This is a genomic window from Okeania sp. SIO2C9 (assembly GCF_010672455.1).
Lineage (GTDB): Bacteria > Cyanobacteriota > Cyanobacteriia > Cyanobacteriales > Microcoleaceae > Okeania.
In genome coordinates, this window is the sequence record NZ_JAAHGO010000012.1 from 671,793 (window position 1) to 694,320 (window position 22,528).

The following is a 22,528-nucleotide window of genomic DNA, read 5'->3' on the forward strand; positions in this document are numbered from 1 at the left end:
ATATATTTTCTATTGGTAGTTAGCTTCTAATTTTCACTACTAAACGGCGGTCTGGTTCCTGTCCATGACTGTAAGTTTCTAAATCTTCACAGTCTTGAAGCATAGTATGTATTTGACGACGTTCGGCAGAAGATAGAGATGTTAACTCATGCTCTTCACCAGTCAAACGTACTTTTTTTGCTGCATACTCTGCTATTAATAACAGTTCTTCTTGACGGCGAACTCGATAACCTGCTATTTCCACAGTGTAGGACAAATGTTGTTCTGAATCGTTACCTATATTCAGAATTGTATTAACAAGATACTGAATTGCATCAATTACTTTGCCATCAAATCCTAGTAGAGTAGAAATTTGTTCTTGTGTCAGATTAGTCTCATCTATTATTAACCAATAGCCGTCTTCTTGCTCTTGAGCTATGACTTTTGCTGGAATTTCTGCTAAGTTTAGCAGTGTCTCTAGCCATCGCTTTCCTTGGTCTGGTTCTTGATCTATATAACTATCGTTCATTACTAGCATTAAGCTTTCTTCTTAGAACGTCCTGGTTCAAAGGGTAGTGCTTCTCTTCCCTTTCCTGTTTTTGTTGTTTTTGGTTGTGACTCTTCTACTAATTTCTGTAGGTTTTCAGGTAATGGTTCTTTAGATAAAATAAAAGCCTGAACCGTTTGAAATATATTAGCGATGAGCATATAAAGTAGCACACCTGCTGGTAAAGGAGTAAACAAAAATATTCCTGAAAATAAAATGGGAGTGATTTTGTTGATGGAGTCTTGATTAGGATTAGCATTGTTAGCACCAGGTCCTTTACCTGATATTGTCTGACTAGCATAAATACTAACTCCAAAACCAATCACCATAATTAATATATCCCAGTGAATAGTCCCATCGTCATCAAATGCACCGACACGACCTAGAGCTTTAATAAATAGAAATCCTTTATTTGCTGCAATTCCTGGGATAGTACCTTGAATTGTAGCGTCCCCTGGTTGTAAAGCTACTAAGTTACCGTCTCCATCAATTTGAACTCTTTCTGAGCCTTTAGTTATAGTCCATGTAGGTTTAACTTCAGTTTGATTATATTCCTTTTTCAGAGTTTCTAGAGATTTGCCCTCTACTGTTTGAAATTCGACCTGAGTTTGATCTCCAACAACTAACTTATTACCACTAGGCATCAAGGCCAAAATCGGAAAGTGGACACCATCATTAACATATATATTTTGAGGTGAAGTTGTATAAGCTTGTGGCTGAATTCGCTCTAGTTGTTCTTGAGGAAATATTTGTACATCTACAGTGTAGTTAATATTAGTAAAGGGCGATCCACGCAGAGTTGCAAATAAGGCAAACAGTATAGGCATTTGAAATAGCAGTGGCAAACATCCTGCCAATGGATTAAACTCTTTCATCAGTTTACCCATTTCTTCCTGCTGTTTTTGTGGATCGTCTTTATAGCGTTTTTGAATCTCCTCTTGTCGCTTTTTCATCAAAGGTTGCGTAACTTTCATTTTACGCATATTCCTAATTGACCCCGCATTTAACGGGTAGAGACTTGCGCGAATTACAAGAGTTAAAGCTACGATCGCTAGACCATAACTTGGTACGATCCCGTAGAAAAAATCTAGGATCGGCAGCATTATATTGTTGGAAAGAAACCCTATACCAAAATCCATTATTTTATGTCAACCTTGGGGCTGGTGATATTTCTAATTTCGACTATTTTTAATTTTTAATTACTATATAATAAAGGTATCTAGTTTAATACATATAAATTTAGTCATTTATAAGAACATTTACTAGGTCGATATTATAGTAGTAGCTAATTGAAAGACATATAGCTTTGAAAAATAATAGTTAAATAACTATCAATTAGTAGAACTATTAGTTTTTTGAGCTTTTGCAGTCATCTTTTCAGTTATGTAAGATTCAATTTCTCTAAATCTTGGTATTGCCCTGAGTTCTAAACGAGTACCATTTCTGAGAGTAACTACCAAGTCCCCCCAAGCTCCTAATCCCCTGGGTACTTTTGCTATTTTGACAATTTCTGAGTAAACAATATCTGTTCTATCTTGTCCCATCCAGCCTCCTATTACGGAAACTCGACGATTAGTAATCCTATAGCGTAGCCATAAAGCCCTAACAATAGCAGCAACAGTTAGAGGTAGGCCAATAATTGTTAAACCAATTAATAAGTTAAGAATTAAATCTCCTATGTGGGGACCACCTTCATAAAAGGCTTCCTCTCGAATACCCATCCAACACCTCCACTTGTGTCAATAACTCTTCTAATTGTTGCAGAAATTGAGAATAATTGCACTGTTGAGCTGTTGGTTTAACTACAATCACTATATCCCATCCTTTGGAGATAAATGGCAACATTTGACGTAAAGCTGCTCTAATTTGGCGTTTAATTCGATTTCGGACTACTGCTCCTTTGCTCACTTTTTTGCTAATAGTAATGCCTATGCGAGTAGGCCACAGAGATTCTAAATTATCTGCACCTTGAGGTAAATTAGGCTCTTGCTGATAACGCAGAGCCTTTAATGTCAGATAAGAACTATTCTTGCGAATTCCTTTTTGATATACAGCACCAAAATCTTTATAATGACGCAGCCTGTTTTCGATAGGCAACATAGTGAGATTATTTAAAATTTGTCTTTGAAGAAGGAGTCAGGAGTCAGGAGTCAGGAGTCAGGAGAGAAAATTGTATGGATTCCAACCCCAAACAATTTTGAACACCGCGGGTGACAGTGGGGTATTAAACCCATAGGGGAAATGATAATCATCAGAATTATAGAGTATTTCATATTATTGAGGTACACCAGTAGCGGGCAAGATGCCCGCCCTACAAACACTTGACCATTCTTATGTGTATCTCATTTATCTTCAATCTGCTGTATTTCTAATTTTATTTTTCTATTTCTAATAGACTGCTAGACGCTCCCGCCCTTTTTGCCGACGTGCTTTAATTACTGCTCGGCCATTTCTAGTACGCATTCTTGTTCTAAAGCCAGATACTCTTCTTCTTTTTCTACTTGTACCATGTAAAGTCCTTTGAGTCATTTTTTCTACTCCTTAGCCACTAATCTAATCACAATTTAAAGTCACAATCTCTTATATTAACACATATATCATATCAAGTAAAACATGGCAAATCTATCGTCTATTTTTCAATCAAATATCCTATTCTATGGTCAAAAGCCATGTGCCAATATAACGCAGTAAAGGCACATCACCAGGAGTCCTAATATTGGCATTAAAGTGATACATTCCACCAAATCTTGGATTTCTGACATTGCTGAAAACTACTTCAATTTTATTACCCGCAGGAATAGGTTCAGCAGGGTAAATTTCGACAAAATTATTTTCTTTGTCCCATACTATTTCATCGATAGGTATTGATTCTGGTTTTTCTGAACTTCCTCCCCCAACACGAATTTCTATTTTCTCAGTATCAAATGAACCTTTGTAGTAATTAGGATAAAAAATAGATAATTGGGCAACTGCTAAATTTAATTTGTTTGCTGGTATCCGTAGTCGATAACGATCCCAAGTCCCGGACTTACCAGAATCTAAACGGAAGTTTAACTGATTTTTTTGTTCTGGGCCACCAAATAATGTAAATCCTGGCATCCCTTGAGCCAAGCTAGCAATTGGCACACCTGTTAATAAGCAACTACTAACTAGCAAAGTAGAAAGTATACGTTTCATAAAATTTCCTCTAACTTCAAAATCTCTTCACTAAAACTTTATCAATATTTTATAAGTACAGCACAGGATTTTTACAATCAACATCTGAGGGAGTAGGGAGTAGGGAGTAGGGAGTAGGGAGTAGGGGGAAATAATTGATGATTTATGTGCTAAAATTGATTTTATTTTTGATTTTTACTAGATGTCTAAAAGAGGGAACAGGGAAAAGGGAGGAACAATTGAGAATTTATAGATAATAATTGATTTTATTTTTGATTTTTACCAAAAAATGAGGGTATGTGCCTCCCCTTTTAAGGGGATGAAAAAAATATTTAGTTCAGTATTTCAAGCCTCCGACTTCAGTCGGAGGTTCACTGATAACTGATAACTGATAACTGATAACTGAAATGACCAGATGTCTATTAGAAATTTCCACCAAAGGAAGGAGTAGGGAGTTTCGACTTAGTTAACAATTTGCGATACGGAGCGCGACATAATACGCTAGTTCTCACACGCAAGTAGTAACGAGGGTGACGCTTTGTATCTTCTGCACTAATCGCTGCTTAAACATTTCTGGCAGTTTATCTATATAGACATAGACCTCAGAAGAAATCCCGCTCCCTACGCTAAAACGGCGCAGCAAGGGTTTGAGGACTTTTTTCTGATGTTGATTGACAAAGACTTAAATGTAAGTATAGAGATGCGGTTGGCTTAACCGTCAATGCCTGTGGATGAGTAACCGCCGACGGCCTCACAAGAAGCAGGAAGAGACGTTGCATGCAACGTCCGTACACATTAATTTGTCACGTTATGTGACGCTTTGTATCAGTTTTATGAAGCAGTAAGGAATAGTATCTCTATTCAAGCTGACAAAAAAATATTTACTTTGAGAGCGATCTCCACAATTTTAATATCCTCTTTAGCAATTTTTTTGAATTTGTTACAGCTTCAATAATAACCAATATTTAGTATTAAAAATTACATAACTTCTTGATGGCCACCTTGAATTCATAAGACAAGTTTAAAGATAGCAACAAGCAACTAAATATCAGCCTAATCTAATAATAATTAGATAACAGCTAAAAAGAACAATAAAATTGCTAGCTAACTCAGGCCAATTATTTTAGGTACGGTTCCTAGGTAAGAAAATCAAACTTTAGCTAAACCGTCGAGAAGCCTGCGCGCGAAATTTTAAATTTGGTGTGAGATGAATCGGCAGTAAGCGTAAAATCTGATTGCGGAGCTAGGCGCTTAGTTTTTTGCTCTGCAAAAAGGGCGGCGGGGCATCCCGTCCTTAAAGCACGCGCTTGTCCGATGCAATAGCAGGACTGCGAAGCGAGAAGCCCACATTATACCGAATGGTTAGTGTTGGAATATGTCACTAGACAAGGAGAATTTATGAGAATAGCAGTAGCTAAGGAAACTCTGGTCAATGAATCCCGTGTGGCTTTAGTTCCCGATGTTATAGCACGATTAGTCAAACAAGGATTAGAAATCCAGGTAGAAGCAGGTGCGGGAGAAAAGTCTTTCTTCTTTGATGGAGCTTACGAACAAGCTGGAGCAAAAATAATTTCTGATAGTGACGCCCTGTGGCGTGAAACTGAGGTACTTCTAAAAATTGGGGTACTACAGGAATCAGAAATTGATAAATTACCAGAGGGTACTGTTTTAATTAGTTTCCTCGATCCTTTAGGTAACCCTGCTATCGTGCAACGTTTAGCGGAACGGAAAATAACTGCATTCAGTATGGAGTTGATTCCTCGTACCAGTAGAGCGCAAGTTATGGATGCTTTATCTTCCCAAGCTAATATTGGTGGATATAAAGCAGTTTTGCTTGCCTCTGCTGCTTTACCCAAGTTTTTCCCAATGTTAACTACTGCTGCAGGTACAATTAAACCTGCCAAAGTGTTAGTAATGGGTGCGGGGGTTGCAGGTTTACAGGCGATCGCGACTGCTCGTCGTCTAGGTGCTGTAGTAGAAGCATTTGATATTCGTCCAGAAGTTAAAGAGCAAGTGCAAAGTTTGGGAGCAAAGTTTGTAGACGTGACTCTCCAGGAAGATACTGTTGCTGAGGGTGGTTATGCCAAAGAGCTTTCTGAGCAAGCTAAACAACACACTCGTGAAGTTCTCACACAGCACGTTGCTGCTTCAGATATTGTAATTACTACTGCTCAAGTTCCTGGTAAAAAAGCACCATTGCTGGTAACTAAGGAAATGGTAGACCAAATGAAACCAGGAGCAGTGATAGTTGATATGGCAGCATCACAGGGTGGAAACTGTGAATGTACTGAAGCAGGCAAAGATGTACAGTGGAATGGTGTGACTATTATCGGTCCGGTCAACTTACCAGCAACTATGCCAGTTCATGCTAGTGAGTTGTATGCCAAAAATATCTCTGCTTTGCTCAAGTTGATGATTAAAGATGGAGAGCTAAATCTTGACTTTGAGGATGACATCATTGCTGGTGCTTGTGTTGCTCATGGTGGTGAAATTCGCAATCAAAGAGTCAAAAATGCTTTAGGTGTTGCTGTTAGTTAGCAGTCAGCACTCAGCAGTCAGCATTCAGCAAGAGTTTTTTCTTGTTGAGAAATCATTTAGCGTTCAGCAGGAGTATTTTTTTAAGGAATTTAAAGTCTTGCTGATGTCCTATAAATAAAGTCAAAAATCAACTGTAAAAGGACTATGAGTGAAACATTAATTGCAGCTTTATTTGTATTCGTCTTGGCATCATTTGCCGGATTTGAAGTAATTAATAAAGTGCCTCCAACTCTGCATACACCCCTGATGTCTGGAGCTAATGCTATTTCAGGAATTGCAGTTTTGGGCGCACTAATTATCGCTGGTGACAAAGATTGGAATGTCACTGTAATTTTAGGTTTAATTGCCGTAGTATTTGCCACCATTAACGTAGTTGGTGGATTTTTGGTTACAGACCGGATGTTGCAAATGTTCAAGAAGAAGGAGGCTGCATAATGAGCGATTTTATACCTACCGGAATCCAATTAAGCTACCTAGTAGCAGTATCTCTATTTTTCGTGGGGCTGAAAAAGTTGGGTTCTCCAGCAACAGCTCGTAATGGTAATTTGTTGGCATCAGTGGGAATGTTGATTGCTATTGTAGCAACCCTGCTAGAAAAAGAAGTAATCAACTATGAGATGATTTTGGTAGCAATTGTTGTCGGTTCAATTATTGGAGCGATCGGTGCTTACAAAGTAGAAATGACTGATATGCCTCAAATGGTTGGTTTATTCAACGGTTTGGGTGGTGCTGCTTCTGCTATGGTGGCAGTAGGTGAGTTTTGGCGGTATTTGGCTGTTGCTCAGTCTCCTCCATTGCCTACTACTATTACAGCTTTATTGGGCGTATTAATTGGTGGCGTAACTTTTACAGGTTCTGTAATTGCTTTTGCTAAACTACAGGGAATTATGAGTGGTTCTCCGATCACTTTCCCATTGCAACAACCTGTTAATGCTCTCCTATTTGGTGGGTTTATTGTTGGTAGCGTTTATCTATGCGTCACACCATTCAACTTACCCATATTTTTAGCATTGGTAGGCGTATCCCTAATATTGGGTATAATGTTTGTCATCCCCATCGGTGGTGGCGATATGCCAGTTGTGATTTCTTTGTTGAACTCATTCTCTGGACTAGCTGCTAGTGCTGCTGGTTTTGTGGTGATGAACAATATGTTGATCATTGCTGGTGCATTGGTTGGTGCTTCTGGAATTATCCTCACAGTAATTATGTGTAAGGGTATGAACCGTTCCTTGACTAATGTACTGTTTGCTGCATTTGGTACTGGTGAAGGTGGCGGTCCTGCTGCTGCTGGTGGCACAACTGATAAGTCTGTTCGCAGTATTGACCCTGAAGAGGGTGCAATGATGTTGGGTTATGCGCGTTCTGTGGTAATTGTACCTGGTTATGGTATGGCTGTTGCTCAAGCACAACATTCTGTCCGTGAGTTGACAGACCAGTTGGAAGGATTGGGTGTTGAGGTTAAGTATGCTATTCACCCAGTTGCAGGACGGATGCCTGGACACATGAACGTATTGTTGGCAGAAGCTAATGTGCCTTATCCTCAATTGTATGATATGGATGACATTAATCCTCAGTTTGACCAGGCAGATGTAGCTTTGGTAATTGGAGCGAATGATGTTGTCAACCCAGCGGCGCGTGCGGATCAGAATAGTCCAATTTATGGAATGCCTATTCTCGATGTTGATAAGGCAAAGCATACTATTGTGATTAAGCGCGGTCTTAGCACTGGTTTTGCTGGTGTAGACAATGACTTGTTCTACAAGGATAAAACTATGATGCTATTTGGCAGTGCTAAGGATATGGTTGCTAAGTTGGTTTCTGAGGTTAAGCAACTTTAAAATTAGATTTAGCTTTGGTAAGCGTCTAATATTTGTCTCAAGGCGCTTACCTCTAACTCATTTATACTGAGCATTGTTCATTGAGCAATGCTCGTTTTAAGTTTTCCAGAGCAAATTATTTTTCATTATTTTGTTTGCTCTTGTTATTCCTTACAGAAGACTACACGAACTTATACCAATTCACTTAAAAAATGTCACAAATAGTTGGTAACTGATGAAGTCAAATAATAAGCTAAAATTACTGTAGAGTAGAGGTTTTAATATAGTTCCGGATAATTAGTGATTGTATGATGGGAGGAGTCAGAACTCAGAATTCAGGAGTCATTCAAAAATTAATAATGAATAATGAATAATGAATAATTACCTCTCCATGAATTGAAGAGGATTGACAAATTCATGAAAATTTTTTTTCACAGGAGTCGATTGGATATGGCTCCGAGACCTCGCCATTCCATCCTACGGAATGCTGCACAAACGACCGCTTATTATCCCCTTAAAAGGGGAGGCGCATAACCACAATTTTTCGGTAAGAAGAAAGGATGAGAGTTGGAATTATCTGGGGATATTCCGGCATTTTATGTCTGCATTGAATGGAAGTAGAAAGTGCGATAACTGTATAACCGGATTTTATATAAGTGTCTAAAATATCACTTTTGACTTCTGACTTTTGACTTCTGACTTTAGTGAAACGAACTTAGTTGGTCATTTTCTCGTCTTAAAGATTTTCAATATTTTCAAAAAAGTCTCTGAATATAAATATCTATTGTGCTATTATAGAAGGCGAGAATAAATTCGGTTATAATGTTTGTTTATATTGAGGGCTACTTTCCTGTCGTTATTGACAAGCTTCTCTCCGAAATCTAAATCTCTACAAAAATCTTAATTTTGGAGAATATCTATGTCAATTTATGTAGGCAACTTATCCTACGAGGTCACGACGGATGACCTATCTGAAGTTTTTCAGGAATATGGTTCTGTTAAACGGGTTCATTTACCAACTGACCGTGAAACAGGACGCATTCGTGGTTTTGGATTCGTGGAAATGGATACTGAGGCAGAAGAAGAAGCGGCCATTGCGGCACTTGATGGTGCTGAATGGATGGATCGCGAAATAAAAGTTAATAAAGCCAAGCCACGGGAGGAAAGACCTTCCTTTGGTGGTGGTCGCAGAAACAACTCTCGTCGCTACTAATTTAATTAATTTTCATTAAAACCTAATTATAGGAGACGCAACTATTAACCAAAAACCTTGTTAAACCTATCCATTTCCTTGATTTTTGAGTGCCCAAAATCTCAAAAATAGTCCTAAATCTGGTACAATGTAGGAAACAATGCCTTTTGGAAACAGTTCGGTAGATTTTAGCTGCCAGGCGAAGTTAGCTCGGATACCAGCACTACCCTTCTGAAAACAATTCTTCTGTTATCACTCGTAGAAGAAAGGTCTCGGACGCGCTAGTCCTTTAAGGATTAGCTTTGCGGGCAACAGCCTTTACCGTTACGGTAATGCCATACTATTATTAGAGATGTTCAGTGATGAATAGATTTGATAAGGTTAAATGTTGCACTTAGTGTTTAGCTCCTATAATTATCAAGAAAGAAGGCGTTGCTGATGCGTGGGTATGATTTGTATTTTTTGACGGTTGCTAAACTGTTGAATGACAAATATTTAAGATTATTCTGTTTTTCTTTTCATACCTTGATTCAGCAACACCAGAAAGAATTCAGGTAGGGGGTAAAAACAGAAGCTGAAATTCTACCTAAATATCCTCAAACTTACTTTTTTTCAAATTTCTTAGTGGTGAATGGCAAAGCTTCTGTTATATACTTGAATGACTAGGTGGAGTTCCCGCCGATTTTAAGCCTGTGGAGAGAATAAGGTTACAGACTGCGGTCAGTGGTTCTCATGGACACAGGAAACTAGCTCCAGAGCTACTCATATGCTTTTGGGCAAGTTTGGGTAAGTTTAGTAGAACGGAAACATGGGATTAACAAAGTGCAGAATTTTGAATTGAATTCTGTAAAATTTTTATATTTTTATTTTGGGTTTAATACCCCACAGTCTACACGGTGTTGACAATTGGTTGAGGTTTAAATCCCCATCCATTTTTTCTTCCTTCTTCCTTCTTCAAGTTTTGGAAGTGCATTGAAGACCCCCTACCAAATCTTAATGTTTGTTAGTATTTAATGGGTGATGGGTTTTAAGTGCCCACTCATTAGTTATTTTTCCTTTCTACTAACTCCTAAGTCCTTCTTCAAGATTTCCAATTGACAAAACGGGTATAAAAATAAGCGATCGCCTCTCCAACAACAGTCCGCATACCTGCACTAGACTGCCACCATCTGTCAGGATTATAACCTTTAGGTTCAAGAGCAATCACACCTACCTGCATATCTGGACTGAAAATATTTCGATAAATCATCCAGCTACGGCGAGCGTGAGGTCCTAAAGTATAGATATTGATAGAGTCTACTTTGAGATGAGAAGTTGCGAGCCATTCTTTAACCGCAATAGCAGAGGCAGCAGTGCGATACTTAACAACTTGAGGAGTAGGTATTGCAACAACTCGGTCTGGATCGACACCCAAGGCAATTAAAGTTGCGGCTGTTAGTTCGGCAAAGTTATTGTATTCTGATAGATAATATCCCTTACCTATGGGCGAACCTGTGGTAATTAATTTTTGATAAGCACCTTGCTGAAATTCAGCGATCGCTAATTTTACTGCATAGTCAGACATCCAACCCTCAACTATTAGTATATCTGCTTCTATGGGGGAGGTTAGTGCTAAGAATGAATAAATATTAAAGCAGCAAATCGCAATTAGAAAGATGATTAATCCGATAATTAATATCCATACCTGGATTGTTAAAATTAATTTTTGCTGCCATTGTAATAAAATGTTTTTTGGATACATTTAAGTAATCAACTAAGAAGTAAAGAATAAAGGAATTAACAGATTTAATATCACACTAAATCCGTTTAATAAAACAGATTTATAATTTTTTTCTGTTCTTTACTCTTGACCTTCATAAGTAATTTATTTAAACTAAATTTTAGATAATATCAATTACTAAAAATCTTGCTATACTTGAGTGCTTTATAAGTTTGCAAAATCAAGGAAGAAGGAAGAAGGAATAAAAGCCTGAAAAAAACTTAAATTTTCTGTAGATATTCACCCTTGGGTTTATACACACGATCAAGTGCAGACATGATATGATACCGCAAATTCCATCAGGGTTGAGGCACACCAATAGCGGGCAAGATGCCTGTACTGGGAGCATTTAATTGTTAATATAATTACTTCATATAGGACCGAATATGCTGTAAATGTTATTATTCTGTATTTTTTTCCTGACTACTAGACATCTCCAGAAAATAAACTTGCCCTTTACTTGTTATAAACTAGGGTTTTCAAAAATTAATAATTAAGTATTAATTATTAATTATTACCTCTCCTTGAAAAGAAGAGGTAATTATTCATTATTCATTATTCATTATTAATTGTTGAACCCATTTTTTAGATTTGGTATAACTACTTATCTATTCAAAAAGACTCAATCTTCTTGATTTAACTCCAGTAATATTTACTGTTAATAGCTCTTTCTAGCTATGAGCTACTTCTTCCTGTTTTTTGTGTAAATACTCAAAAACACTCTTATCTCCAATATCTGGAGGTATTGCTTGAAATACCTTTCGGATAGCAAAAACTATAAAAAGAAACGCCCAAATTCCCAATAAAAACTCTTTGACTTCAAGTAATAAAAAGCCAGCTAGATGAGATAGGAGCAAGAAAGGTACTAAAGGTGTGAGGAATTTTGTTTCTAGGCGGTTAAAACAAAAAGCTTCTTTGAAATAAATACCAGTCAAGGCCGCAAAGGTAAAACCAACACCCAAAATGGTAATTGGATTAGTGTAAACTACTAACAGCAGGGGCTGACTACTGTTAATTGCTAAGATTACTGTAGTAATAGTCCCTATCATCCAAAATAGCTGGAGTAGTCGGTGTAAAATGGCCATATAGATATGAATAGTGGCTAAACTTAGACCTAAAGCTAGACAAAAACAGCCATAGATAGGTGTCAGTGCTTTAATCACGGTTGGGTTGTCACCTTGCCATAGCACTAAGGTACTGCCTAATGCAAAACTAAGGGCAGCTATCATCAGGCCACTACGGTAAATAATGACACTAAGGCGATCGCTTTCTGTGATGGTAAATTCTCCAAAATGTCCTTGATAAACTATCGGTTCTGGAGATTGTAGTATTTGTGTCATAATTTACTCCTAAAGAAATATAGATCGACTGATTTTTTTAACTTATAGATATTCTTTAAATCATAAACCTGGATAAGGGGAGAACTTCATGCCAAAATCTAATCAAAGTCAAAATAAAAATAAGTCTCAACCTGATACCAGAAAACTCAAACCAATTGAAATTGATGAGACTATTATATCAGGAAAAACTGGTAAGCTGAATAATGGAGAAAATATAACTATTAGTGTACCTATTGAGGATTTTTTACAGCATATCGGTGCTTTTCAAGGTATGGAAGTAGAAGATGAAGCAGAACAAATTAATTTAGAAGTTTTTGAGCAAAAGTTAGAGGAAATTTTCAATACAAGTAATTTAAAAGTTAATCAAAGTAATTTAAAAAAATATTTTAAATATCTCAAGCAAAATATTGATTTTCCCTGTTTAGTGACAGGAATAGAAGAATTTGAGTGGGAAGAACATTATACGATTGGTCCTGGAAGTAAAAAAGAATATCAAAAGCTGAAGAAGAAAAAACCATCCTATACAGATGTGTTTAATCTGCTAAAATTAGACGATAAATTAGATTTAGAGTCTGGAATTTTAGCAGAATTGGAGCGCACTACAGATAGTCAAAAATTTATATTGCCACTAGCTGAATTAGAAGCTGTTATGGAAGATTCTGAGAATGCTGAATTGTTAGAAGATTATTCTATGTGGTTTTTTACTTATCTATAATAAATTGAAAGTTGCCCTAATACCAATTTTATATGAGGTTGCATAGAATTACGAAATTCATTCATTAATCTATATTTATCTATGCCTATCTACAGTCAATTGTGCTTTAAGTATTATTCTATGCCGCTTCATTTCAATTTGGTATAAGAAGCTGTTTGTAAACAAAAGATTAAGTAGGGTGTGTGACGGTACGCTTACTAATTTATGGAATAATGGTCGGTTTGACACCTCACGAACAGCGTGCTGTTGGATAGTGCATTACGTAAGACCCTTGGCACCCTACGCGGTCTTATATTTATTTGACAAACACTCTCTAAAGTGCTGTTGAAAGATATATAAAGTGTAACTACGCACTCAAATATCGAAATAATTTGATATCAATTGTTAATCTTTTCACCAGTTGGTGTATTTTCTGGAATAATTGCAAAATTTTTGGCTAAACTTTTACACATTTTTCTAATCAAATTACTTCAATAATTAAAACTAGATTTTATTTATGATATGAAGGATAAATATAGCAGAAGGAAGAAGGAAGTTGGAAAAATTTGGTGTTGTCTGAATTTTAAGGTTTTAACATTTTAAAACCTAGCTAATACCAAATTGATAATTTTTTTGCTACAAATAGCTAGGATATTTCTTAGGAGTCAGGAATTAGGAGTCAGGAGTCAGAAGTCAGGAGTTAGAATGAATTGCTTCAATACCATTTTTTAGCCAGTAAATAATCTTTTTTATCAAAGGGAGGCCTCCTTTAAAGTATTTTAATCACGCTTATTATTCGTAACATTCTTTTTTCAAAATGGTATAATTTAGGAGTACAAATGTACTTAATACTCTAACTTGAAGATATCTAATAGCAAACGTAGAATCAAGAATGTTACGAATTAATTTTGGCGATTAAAAGACCTTGCAGTAGATATCTCTTTGACTAAAAAGATAGATAAGTTCCGAATTAAGAAATCCTATAAAAGCTATTCATTCTGACTCCTGTATGTTTTTCTTCCAACGGCTTTATCTGATAAAATTTAATTTATGAAATTATTTACAACTGCTTGATTGAGTAGTAATTTTCTTGTTAGTTTTCAACCTGAAATCTGAAGATATTTTGGTGGAGCTTTCAAAGTATATATATTAGTTTCTCTAGCGATCGCCTGTCGTAAATTCAAAGGTATTTGCAACATTCCCAATAAAGAAATACCATCCATAACTTTCAAACCACCGATAGTTTTTTCTGCTAACAAAAGGTCTACTTTTTCTGGGTTTGGTGTAGAGGAAATTTCTTGCTGAGAAGCAACAACAAATCCTAATGGACATCCATAACTAGTAGAATAAGGCTCTACAGAATGAGCATAATTAAACACAGTCTGTAAAGTTTTAACTACACGGACATGAAGATACATTTCGGCAGGAGAAATTGAACCTCCTTGTATAATAAAAACTCCATTAGGAGACAAAATTTGACGAATTTTTTGAAAGTATTCCTGAGTAAATAAGGGAAAAGATGGACCATACTCAATAGGGTCTGTCAGATCGGAAATAATGACGTCCCAAGTTTCTGAAGAAGAGTTTAAAAAATTCTGGGCATCATCAATAATTAATTCTACGCGGGGGTCTTCAAAAGAATTTTGGTGCATTTCTGGCAAATACTTTTTGCAGGCATCTACTACTTCCCCATCTATATCAACCATAACTAATTTTTCTACAGTTTTCCAGCGTAATACTTCTCGTAATGTTGCTCCTTCTGCACCTCCAAGCACTAAGACTTTGCGTGGTGTCCCATGAAAAATCATTGGTGGATGTACTAAGCATTCATGGTAGAGAAATTCTTCTTCGGTGCAAGACTGCCACTTATTATCTAGTATTAAAGCTTTGCCATAAATACCTTCAACAATATACATTTCCTGATATTTAGTTTTTTGATAAACCAGTACCCGATCTATGCCATGTTTATAAATATCCCAAGGTGTAATTTGTTCAGCGAACCATAAATTTGTATTAAGTTTAGCAGCTGCCATTGATAGTTTTCCTCTAGATAAAATAGTTGGGGGTAGGGGAGTAGGGGAGTAGGAAAGTGGGGGGAAGTTGAAGTAATTTAAGAAATTATCAACATATACATATAATATATAACCAGATTCTATATAATTTCTAACTTCTGACTTCTAACTTCTAACTTCTCAAAGGAGTGGGGGGAGATTGAATATTGAAGTAATTATAGAATTATCAGTATATATTATATAACCGGATTTTATATTAATCACACTTATTATTCGTAACATTTTTTTTATCCCTTTAAAAGAGGAGGATTGAGACGGGATTTTTTTGCCAATATATAAAGAGAAAAAGGATCATCCTAACTCCTCAAAACCTAAAATTATATCCAAGTTTTATACATATTTTTACCGAATAATTAAGGTTTAAAGCCTCTCCTTTAAAAGAGAAACAAGAAAAACTTTTCCTTTGAGTCAATCCTCTTCTTTTAAAGGAGAGGTAATTGTTAATAATTAATAATTAATAATTAATAATCATTAATTGTTGAAGCCTACCTAATTAATAAGTACGGATAGAATTTTGAGGGATAGATAAGGAGGTATTTATGTTTCCAGATTTTTGTTTTTTTTATCAAACTAAGAAGGGCGCATCTCAATATTTGCAACAATACTTTTTTCCTATTCCTCATTCCTAATTCCTCATTCCCCATTCCCCATTCCCCATTCTCTGTTCCCTGTTCCCTGTTCCCTAAAATTGAGATGCACCCACTAAGAAAGGTTATATTTTTTCTAGTGTGGGGATTAAATATTGAGTTAAGGTAAAAGCATCTACTCCTAATTCGGTTCGTTTTTTTGCTGCTAATATTGCTGTTTGAGCGTGCCACCAAACTGCTGTTTTAACAGCTTCGAGTGGTGGAGTTTGAGTTGAAGTAATAGCTAATAAACCTCCGACTAAACCTGTTAATACATCTCCACTACCTCCTCTTGCTAATGCGGGAGTACTTTCTGGATTAATCAATATTTTTTGACTATTGGCAATAATTGTTTTTGCTCCTTTGAAAACTAAAATCAGGTTACTATTTTTAGTTACTTTTTGAGCTGCTAATATCCGATTATTGAGTTGATTTTTTAGGTGGGGAAATAGACGTTTAAATTCTCCTGGGTGGGGTGTAATAATTGTTGGTGTTTGACGCTGACTGACTAAATAATTTTTTTCTAAATTATCACAAATATTTAAAGCATCAGCATCTAGAACTATCGGACAATTTACAGATAATATTGCTTCTACTATAGATTTAGGTTCTGTGGTTAAACCAGGTCCGCAGGCGATCACTTCAAATTTACTTAAATCTATATCTTCTGGTAATTGTTTTATTGTTCCGGTTTCTGTTTCGGGACAACCAATAATTAGTGCTTCTGGTAAGTGATTATTTAGTATGGATTTAATTGATTTTGGTACGGCAATTGATAACATTCCTACACCTGTTGCTCTGGCACCTAATCCTGTTAAAATTGCTGCTCCACTATAACGATGGGAACCTACAATTAATAATAAATTACCATTTTTATATTTATAGGTTGTTGGAGAAAAAGGTAAAGGAAAATTTGCTGTGGCAGATGTTTTTGTGATTCTTTCAATAGTGGGAAATTCTCCTAAAATTTCTGTAATATCTGTCAGAGGAATATCAAAATCTATTAGTTCGGATGTACCTATATATTCTAAGGCTTGGTCTTGTAAAAATGCTTGTTTCCACATACCCAAACAAAATGTGTGATTAGCAGAAATTGCCGTTCCTAAAACTTCTCCTGTATCTGTATGAATTCCAGAAGGTAAGTCGATACTAAATATCTGTTTTTTCCAACTATTAATTTCATTGATTGCTTTAGCTAAATCTCCGGTAATTTCTCGTTCTAGACCAAAGCCAAATAAACCGTCTATTAGCAAATCGCAATTTTTGAGCAGAGAAATATTATCAACAAAATTAACTCCTAAAGATTGCAGATATTTACTATGAGCATTTGTTAATTCTTTAAGTTTTGGTATCGGGCAGTAAACTATTATTTCATAACCTTGGAAATATAATTCTCTGGCTATAACCAAAGCATCTCCGCCATTATGACCAGGACCTACTAATATACCAATTTTACTAATATTAGGATTTAATAATTTTACGATTTTTCGTGTTACTAATCCTGCCACTTTTTCCATTAATGCTGCTACTGGCATTCCGGCAACAAATATTCGTTCTTCTATTTGTCGCATTTGTGCAGCAGTAACTACAAACTTTTCTTTAGTATTGTTCATTTTTGCCGATCTATTATTCTAATTTAATTCTCTTCACTAGAAAAAAGTAAAGCTAAGAAAGAGGGAATAACTGAAGTTGGAAGAAAAAAAACAAAAATAATGATAGAGATAAGTAGATTCTCCAATCCTATCAGCTACTTCTAAGCTAAGACACATTTTTACTGATATATTATTCTAATTTAATTCACTAGAAAAAGGAAAGGTAAGGAAGAACTGAAGTTGGAAGAAGAAAAAACAGAAATAATGATAGAGATATAGCAGAAAGAAGAAGGAACAAGCAAAAAGCAAAAAGCAACAAGGAAAAATCTGGTGTTGTCTGAATTTTAAGCTTTTGATATGTCAAATACAGTAATAGCGTAAGCATTTAACTATCAGCATTTGAAAGAAAGAATTAAGCAATGACCAAGGTTAGCTGAAAGTACTATTTCATTTCCTGTGGAATGCTGCGCAAACATAATTTTTCATTCTCCTTGAATACTAATTCCTTCTTCCAAGATAATGAATTAATAACTCATAGCTGATAGCTGATAGCTGACTGCTGAATGCTTACGTAATAGCGACTGCTATAAGTAGCTAATTTTAAGCTAAGACCCACTTATATTTTATCGCATTACCAAGGTAGGTTAGGAGTAAGCATTTCCTGCGGAATGCTGCGCAAACAGCTATTAGTAGTCAGCTCTTCCTGCGGAATGCTACGCAAACAGCTTTTTAATGAATGAAGCAAGCATTCGCTTAACTTTTACTACATTTTCAACTAGAGAATTGAAACACAATGATAACGAGTTTTAGTTGCTAACTTAAGGTAATGAAGCTGATAGCTGATAGCTGACTGCTGAATGCTTACGGTTAGGAAATAATTTGTTTACTTAAAAGCCTTAATTGTATATGTTTTCTGTTTTCGGTTCTCTTTGAAAAAAAAGTTATATATATAGCAATATGATTTGAGTTGTGAGACGTTGGAAACTTTTAGGAAACAGGGAACAGAGAAGAAGAAAAAAACGTATCATATGAATATAATAATTGCTATATTCTATACTTTTAAGGAACATTTCAATTCTCACAACTGATTCCTGATTGCTATAGTTTAAATTTTCAATAGCTTAGGCGAAAAATTTGAGCTTTCTTTTTTGTAGCATTCATACATGATAATTGGTATAAGACCAAAATTCACGCATTTTTGCTGTATCTTCCCGAATTTTTTTGGTTAATACCCTACCCTTTTAAGGGGATAAAAAAAGATAATATTCCAGATTTAAAGCCTCCTTATTACCGAAAAATTGTGGTTTAAAGCCTCCCCTTTTAAGGGGATAATAAGCGGTCGTTTGCGGAGCAGTCCGTTAGGATGGGATGGCGAGGTCTCCTCGCCATATCCAATCGACTCCTGTGAAGAAAAATTTTCATGAATTTGTCAATCCTCTTCTTTCAAGGAGAGGTAATTATTCATTATTCATTATTCATTGGTGCTGATAACTGATAACTGAAATTACTTACTTTTAACGACCAAAGTAAATAACCACATTAACAAACCCCGAATCTAATAAATAGCGTTGCCACTTTTCTGCTATTTCTTCTTTTTCAAAAGGTCCTATAGCTACATTTTCGGGAATTTCTGTCACCTGAATACCTTGGTCGGGAACTCCTAATAATCGCAATTTATATGTAATTAAAGCTAAATCTGTTGACTTACTAGGAATTAATAAATAATAAGATTTACTATTACTTAGTCCATAAGCAATTGAGCGTCTAACTGGAGGATATACCCTAGATGCTAAAATTGTAGGTTTTACAGGTTCACCAAAAGCTTCATTTGAATCAAGTTTTTCTAGTTGGGCATTAATTCCTCTTTCTTCTAAATAATCTAACAAATCTAAAGCGAAAAATAGCTGAGAAAAACTTCCTACTTGAATTACAGTGTTTCCTGCAAAAGAGCGCAATACTGCTCTTGGTTCGATTTTTCGCCGAATAATTCCTAACAATAAAGCACTGTCTGATTCAATATAGACAACATATCGTAAATTGGGAAATGGATTTACTTCGATGGGATTAAATATTGGTTCTTGTTGTCTAATTGATGGTCTTACTGTTGATGGAGGTAATACTTCAAAATCTTTGGGGAAGCTGGAAATTTCTATTATTAATGGTGTCTGTTTTTTTGTATTGCTATTGGAACTAAAATTTGTGGTTTTGCTTTGACTTTGATTGGTGGCTAAAGTTTGAGTTACAATGACTTTACCCTGAGCAATAGTTTGGTGATTTATAGCTAAAAATCCTCCTAATATGATTGATAAGAATGAGATTTTTAAAACTCTGTAGTCTAATATTAAAAATACTTGGTTTGGCATGGTGAGTCGATCCAATAAATGATGATTTTTAGCAGGGGTTTGAACATAGTTTATTACATGGGTAAAACAAAGTGAAATTATATATAGCAATTCCCAAAAAGCGTGAGGTACAAAATTATTTTGCTTTAGGGAGTAGAGAGTAGGGAGTAGGGAGTAGAAAAAAAGAAAAATAACTGTACATCAGCAACTTGAGAAACACTATATAGCAGTCCTAAATTATCTTTTTATTTTGGGTTTAATACCCCACCGTCTACACGATATTAACAATTGGTTGGGGTTTGAGTCCCCATCCATTTTTTCTTCCTTCTTCTTTCTTCTTCAATAGTGAAAATTTTATTGGTTGCTATTTGCCATTTCCTATTTACTTTTCCCTAAAAGTCTAATGCCAAATTCATTTCTAAATTGCATAGAACAATATTTTAATCAGAGTTGACTTGAAATTAAGACAGACAAATTAATAAATTTGATAATTCTGTGCAGTCTCATATATAGCAGTGGAAGGAAAGGTGAGGAAATATCAAGAGCTTAAAACTCAGAGAAAGTAATATTTTCCTGCTTCCCTTTTCCTGGTTCCTTCTTCTTTCTTTCTTCTTCAATAGTGAAAATTTTATTGGTTGCTATTTGCCATTTCCTATTTACTTTTCCCTAAAAGTCTAATGCCAAATTCATTTCTAAATTGCATAGAACAATATTTTAATCAGAGTTGACTTAAGATTAAGACAGACAAATTAATAAATTTGATAATTTTGTGCAGTCTCATATATAGCAGTGGAAGGAAAGGTTAGGAAATATCGAGAGCTTAAAACTCACAGAAAGTAATATTTTCCTGCTTCCCTTTTCCTGGTTACTTCTTCTTTCTTTCTTACTTAAGATTAAGACAGACAAATTAATAAATTTCAGAATTATCTACAGTCTCATATATAGCAGTGGAAGGAAAGGTTAGGAAATATCGAGAGCTTAAAACTCACAGAAAGTAATATTTTTCCCTCTTCCCTTTTCCTTGTTCCCTCTTCCTTCTTCAAAAAATCTATAATCAAAATAAATACATATAGTTTTGATTTTATACTCAAATTCAATGAATAAAATTATAGTCGGTCTTTCCGGTGGAGTTGATAGTTCCACAACAGCAGCAATACTACATCATCAAGGATATCAAGTTGAAGGTTTAACTCTTTGGTTAATGAAAGGAAAAGGTCAATGTTGTTCCGAAGGAATGGTCGATGCTGCTCATATTTGTGAACAGTTAGGTATTCCCCATCATATTGTGGATAGTCGCGATTTATTTCAAGCAAATATTGTTGATTATTTAGTAACAGGATACAGTGCTGGAATTACTCCACTACCTTGTTCTCAATGTAATAAAGCTGTGAAATTTGGCCCGATGTTGGCTTATGGCCGTGAAAAATTGGGTATTGACAAAATTGCCACGGGGCACTACGCACAAATTGATTATGATTCAGAAAGCGATCGCTATCAATTAAAACGTGCCATTGACCGTAACAAAGACCAGTCTTATTTTCTGTACGATTTAACACAGGACTTATTAGCTGGTTCCGTATTTCCTCTAGGAAAAATGGTGAAAAGTGAAACCCGACGCATTGCAGCAGAATATGGTTTGAAAACTGCTGATAAACCGGAAAGTCAGGATTTATGTCTAGTGGAAGCTAGCGGTTCAATGCGGGCATTTTTGGATAAATATATTACTCCCAATCAAGGTGAAATAGTTGACCAAGAGGGGCGAGTTTTAGGACTCCACGATGGTGTCCATCATTATACAATTGGCCAAAGAAAAGGTTTAGGAGTTTCGGCCCCTCATCCTTTATATGTAATTGATTTGGACCCAGTAATGAATCGGGTAATAGTGGGCGATCGCCACAGTGCGTCAAAAATGGAGTCCACTGTAAAGTTAGTTAATTGGGTTTCTATTGTCCCACCGACTATACCTATACGAGGGGAGGTGCAAGTGAGATATCGTAGTTTACCTGTAGCAGCAAATATTATTCCTTTGGGTATTAATGAGGAGAAACCACGGGATGGTTTTCGAGTTAAGTTAATGTTTGAAGAGGCAGTTTTTGGCATAACTCCTGGGCAAGCTGCTGTTTGGTATGACGGAGATATTTTGTTAGGTGGAGGGATAATTGAAAAGTCAGAATGACTATAGTTTGTAGTCTGGATTTTAGTTGATTATTAAAGCTAAAAATCCTGACTACTAAATTTTCCATCAATGGATTTTTTAAATTTTGGTCGATTGACATTTTTTCAGGAGCTAAAGTCAGATTAAGTCTGATTTTCTCTAGGAATTTTTTGATGGTAGAAGGGTAAATTTCAGAAGTAGTAGATTTTTCATCAGTGGGTTTTTCAGATTTTACCGAACTGCCAATTTTTTCAGGAGATAAATTCAGAGTAAGTATAGGTGAGTCTGGAAATTTTTTGATGCTTGGAGGGTAAATTTCAGAAGTAGTAGATTTTTCATCAGTGGGTTTTTCAGATTTTACCGAACTGCCAATTTTTTCAGGAGATAAATTCAGAGTAAGTATAGGTGAGTCTGGAAATTTTTTGATGGTAGAAGGGTAAATTTCAGAAGTAGTAGATTTTTCATCAGTGGGTTTTTCAGATTTTACCGAACTGCCAATTTTTTCAGGAGATAAATTCAGAGTAAGTATAGGTGAGTCTGGAAATTTTTTGATGCTTGGAGGGTAAATTTCAGAAGTAGTAGATTTTTCATCAGTGGGTTTTTCAGATTTTACCGAACTGCCAATTTTTTCAGGAGATAAATTCAGAGTAAGTATAGGTGAGTCTGGAAATTTTTTGATGGTAGAAGGGTAAATTTCAGAAGTAGTAGATTTTTCATCA

The 22,528-nt window shown here is 35.6% G+C and carries 18 protein-coding genes; 6 read left to right on the forward strand and 12 right to left on the reverse strand.

Annotated features, from left to right (window positions below; translation table 11 throughout):
* Positions 1-19: 19 nt before the first annotated feature.
* The 6 genes from F6K23_RS13185 to F6K23_RS13210 all read right to left on the reverse strand — a co-directional run bounded on the left by F6K23_RS13185 (position 20) and on the right by F6K23_RS13210 (position 3,703).
* Positions 20-517 carry a R3H domain-containing nucleic acid-binding protein gene (locus F6K23_RS13185; protein ID WP_293155768.1) on the reverse strand — a complete coding sequence of 166 codons (498 nt, stop codon included), beginning with the start codon at positions 515-517 and terminating at the stop codon, positions 20-22.
* Positions 517-1,665 carry a membrane protein insertase YidC gene (gene yidC / locus F6K23_RS13190; RefSeq protein ID WP_293155771.1) on the reverse strand — a complete coding sequence of 383 codons (1,149 nt, stop codon included), beginning with the start codon at positions 1,663-1,665 and terminating at the stop codon, positions 517-519. The genes F6K23_RS13185 and yidC overlap by 1 nt, the downstream gene beginning before the upstream one ends.
* 192 nt (positions 1,666-1,857) lie before the next feature.
* Positions 1,858-2,247: a PH domain-containing protein gene (locus F6K23_RS13195; RefSeq protein WP_293155773.1), complete on the reverse strand. Its 390-nt coding sequence runs from the start codon at positions 2,245-2,247 to the stop codon at positions 1,858-1,860.
* On the reverse strand, positions 2,219-2,626 hold the full coding sequence (rnpA, locus tag F6K23_RS13200; RefSeq protein WP_293155776.1) for a ribonuclease P protein component: 408 nt from the start codon (positions 2,624-2,626) through the stop codon (positions 2,219-2,221). The genes F6K23_RS13195 and rnpA overlap by 29 nt, the downstream gene beginning before the upstream one ends.
* Positions 2,627-2,914: 288 nt before the next feature.
* On the reverse strand, positions 2,915-3,055 hold the full coding sequence (gene rpmH, locus F6K23_RS13205) for a 50S ribosomal protein L34 (protein ID WP_124147110.1): 141 nt from the start codon (positions 3,053-3,055) through the stop codon (positions 2,915-2,917).
* A gap of 120 nt (positions 3,056-3,175) precedes the next feature.
* A complete protein-coding gene (locus F6K23_RS13210) occupies positions 3,176-3,703 on the reverse strand; it encodes a DUF2808 domain-containing protein (RefSeq protein ID WP_293155779.1) in 528 nt (175 codons plus the stop codon).
* A 1,377-nt stretch (positions 3,704-5,080) separates the two neighbouring features.
* Between F6K23_RS13210 and F6K23_RS13215 the strand changes: the two genes are divergently transcribed.
* The 4 genes from F6K23_RS13215 to F6K23_RS13230 all read left to right on the forward strand — a co-directional run bounded on the left by F6K23_RS13215 (position 5,081) and on the right by F6K23_RS13230 (position 9,250).
* Positions 5,081-6,220 (forward strand): Re/Si-specific NAD(P)(+) transhydrogenase subunit alpha, encoded by a 1,140-nt coding sequence (locus F6K23_RS13215; protein WP_293155782.1) that lies wholly within the window; start codon positions 5,081-5,083, stop codon positions 6,218-6,220.
* A gap of 144 nt (positions 6,221-6,364) precedes the next feature.
* Complete coding sequence (locus tag F6K23_RS13220; protein ID WP_094678584.1) at positions 6,365-6,655, forward strand: NAD(P) transhydrogenase subunit alpha; 291 nt, start codon at positions 6,365-6,367, stop codon at positions 6,653-6,655.
* On the forward strand, positions 6,655-8,058 hold the full coding sequence (locus F6K23_RS13225) for an NAD(P)(+) transhydrogenase (Re/Si-specific) subunit beta (protein ID WP_287240376.1): 1,404 nt from the start codon (positions 6,655-6,657) through the stop codon (positions 8,056-8,058). The genes F6K23_RS13220 and F6K23_RS13225 overlap by 1 nt, the downstream gene beginning before the upstream one ends.
* 898 nt (positions 8,059-8,956) lie before the next feature.
* Positions 8,957-9,250, forward strand: a complete 294-nt coding sequence (locus F6K23_RS13230; protein WP_293155784.1) for an RNA-binding protein — start codon at positions 8,957-8,959, stop codon at positions 9,248-9,250.
* A 1,060-nt stretch (positions 9,251-10,310) separates the two neighbouring features.
* Here the strand turns inward: F6K23_RS13230 and F6K23_RS13235 are convergent.
* Together F6K23_RS13235 and F6K23_RS13240 are read right to left on the reverse strand one after the other, a co-directional pair.
* Positions 10,311-10,970, reverse strand: a complete 660-nt coding sequence (locus F6K23_RS13235; RefSeq protein WP_293155786.1) for an ElyC/SanA/YdcF family protein — start codon at positions 10,968-10,970, stop codon at positions 10,311-10,313.
* A gap of 689 nt (positions 10,971-11,659) precedes the next feature.
* A complete protein-coding gene (locus F6K23_RS13240; protein ID WP_293155789.1) occupies positions 11,660-12,328 on the reverse strand; it encodes a DUF2301 domain-containing membrane protein in 669 nt (222 codons plus the stop codon).
* Positions 12,329-12,416: 88 nt separating this feature from the next.
* Here F6K23_RS13240 and F6K23_RS13245 point away from each other — a divergent pair, with 88 nt between their 5' ends.
* Positions 12,417-13,043 (forward strand): calcium-binding protein, encoded by a 627-nt coding sequence (locus F6K23_RS13245; RefSeq protein WP_293155792.1) that lies wholly within the window; start codon positions 12,417-12,419, stop codon positions 13,041-13,043.
* A gap of 1,079 nt (positions 13,044-14,122) precedes the next feature.
* On the opposite strand, the gene F6K23_RS13250 is transcribed toward F6K23_RS13245, so the two are convergent.
* From F6K23_RS13250 to F6K23_RS13260, 3 genes are all read right to left on the reverse strand, one after another.
* Positions 14,123-15,055: a spermidine synthase gene (locus F6K23_RS13250; protein WP_293155795.1), complete on the reverse strand. Its 933-nt coding sequence runs from the start codon at positions 15,053-15,055 to the stop codon at positions 14,123-14,125.
* Positions 15,056-15,806: 751 nt separating this feature from the next.
* Positions 15,807-17,333 carry an NAD(P)H-hydrate dehydratase gene (locus F6K23_RS13255; protein ID WP_293155798.1) on the reverse strand — a complete coding sequence of 509 codons (1,527 nt, stop codon included), beginning with the start codon at positions 17,331-17,333 and terminating at the stop codon, positions 15,807-15,809.
* Positions 17,334-18,826: 1,493 nt separating this feature from the next.
* The gene (locus F6K23_RS13260; RefSeq protein WP_293155801.1) at positions 18,827-19,675 is read right to left on the reverse strand and encodes a hypothetical protein; all 849 of its coding nucleotides are present in this window, start codon (positions 19,673-19,675) and stop codon (positions 18,827-18,829) included.
* Positions 19,676-20,750: 1,075 nt separating this feature from the next.
* Here F6K23_RS13260 and mnmA point away from each other — a divergent pair.
* On the forward strand, positions 20,751-21,830 hold the full coding sequence (gene mnmA, locus F6K23_RS13265) for a tRNA 2-thiouridine(34) synthase MnmA (RefSeq protein ID WP_293155804.1): 1,080 nt from the start codon (positions 20,751-20,753) through the stop codon (positions 21,828-21,830).
* On the opposite strand, the gene F6K23_RS13270 is transcribed toward mnmA, so the two are convergent.
* Positions 21,721-22,528: hypothetical protein (locus F6K23_RS13270; protein ID WP_293155807.1), on the reverse strand; the 808-nt coding region annotated here is incomplete at its 5' end. The genes mnmA and F6K23_RS13270 overlap by 110 nt on opposite strands.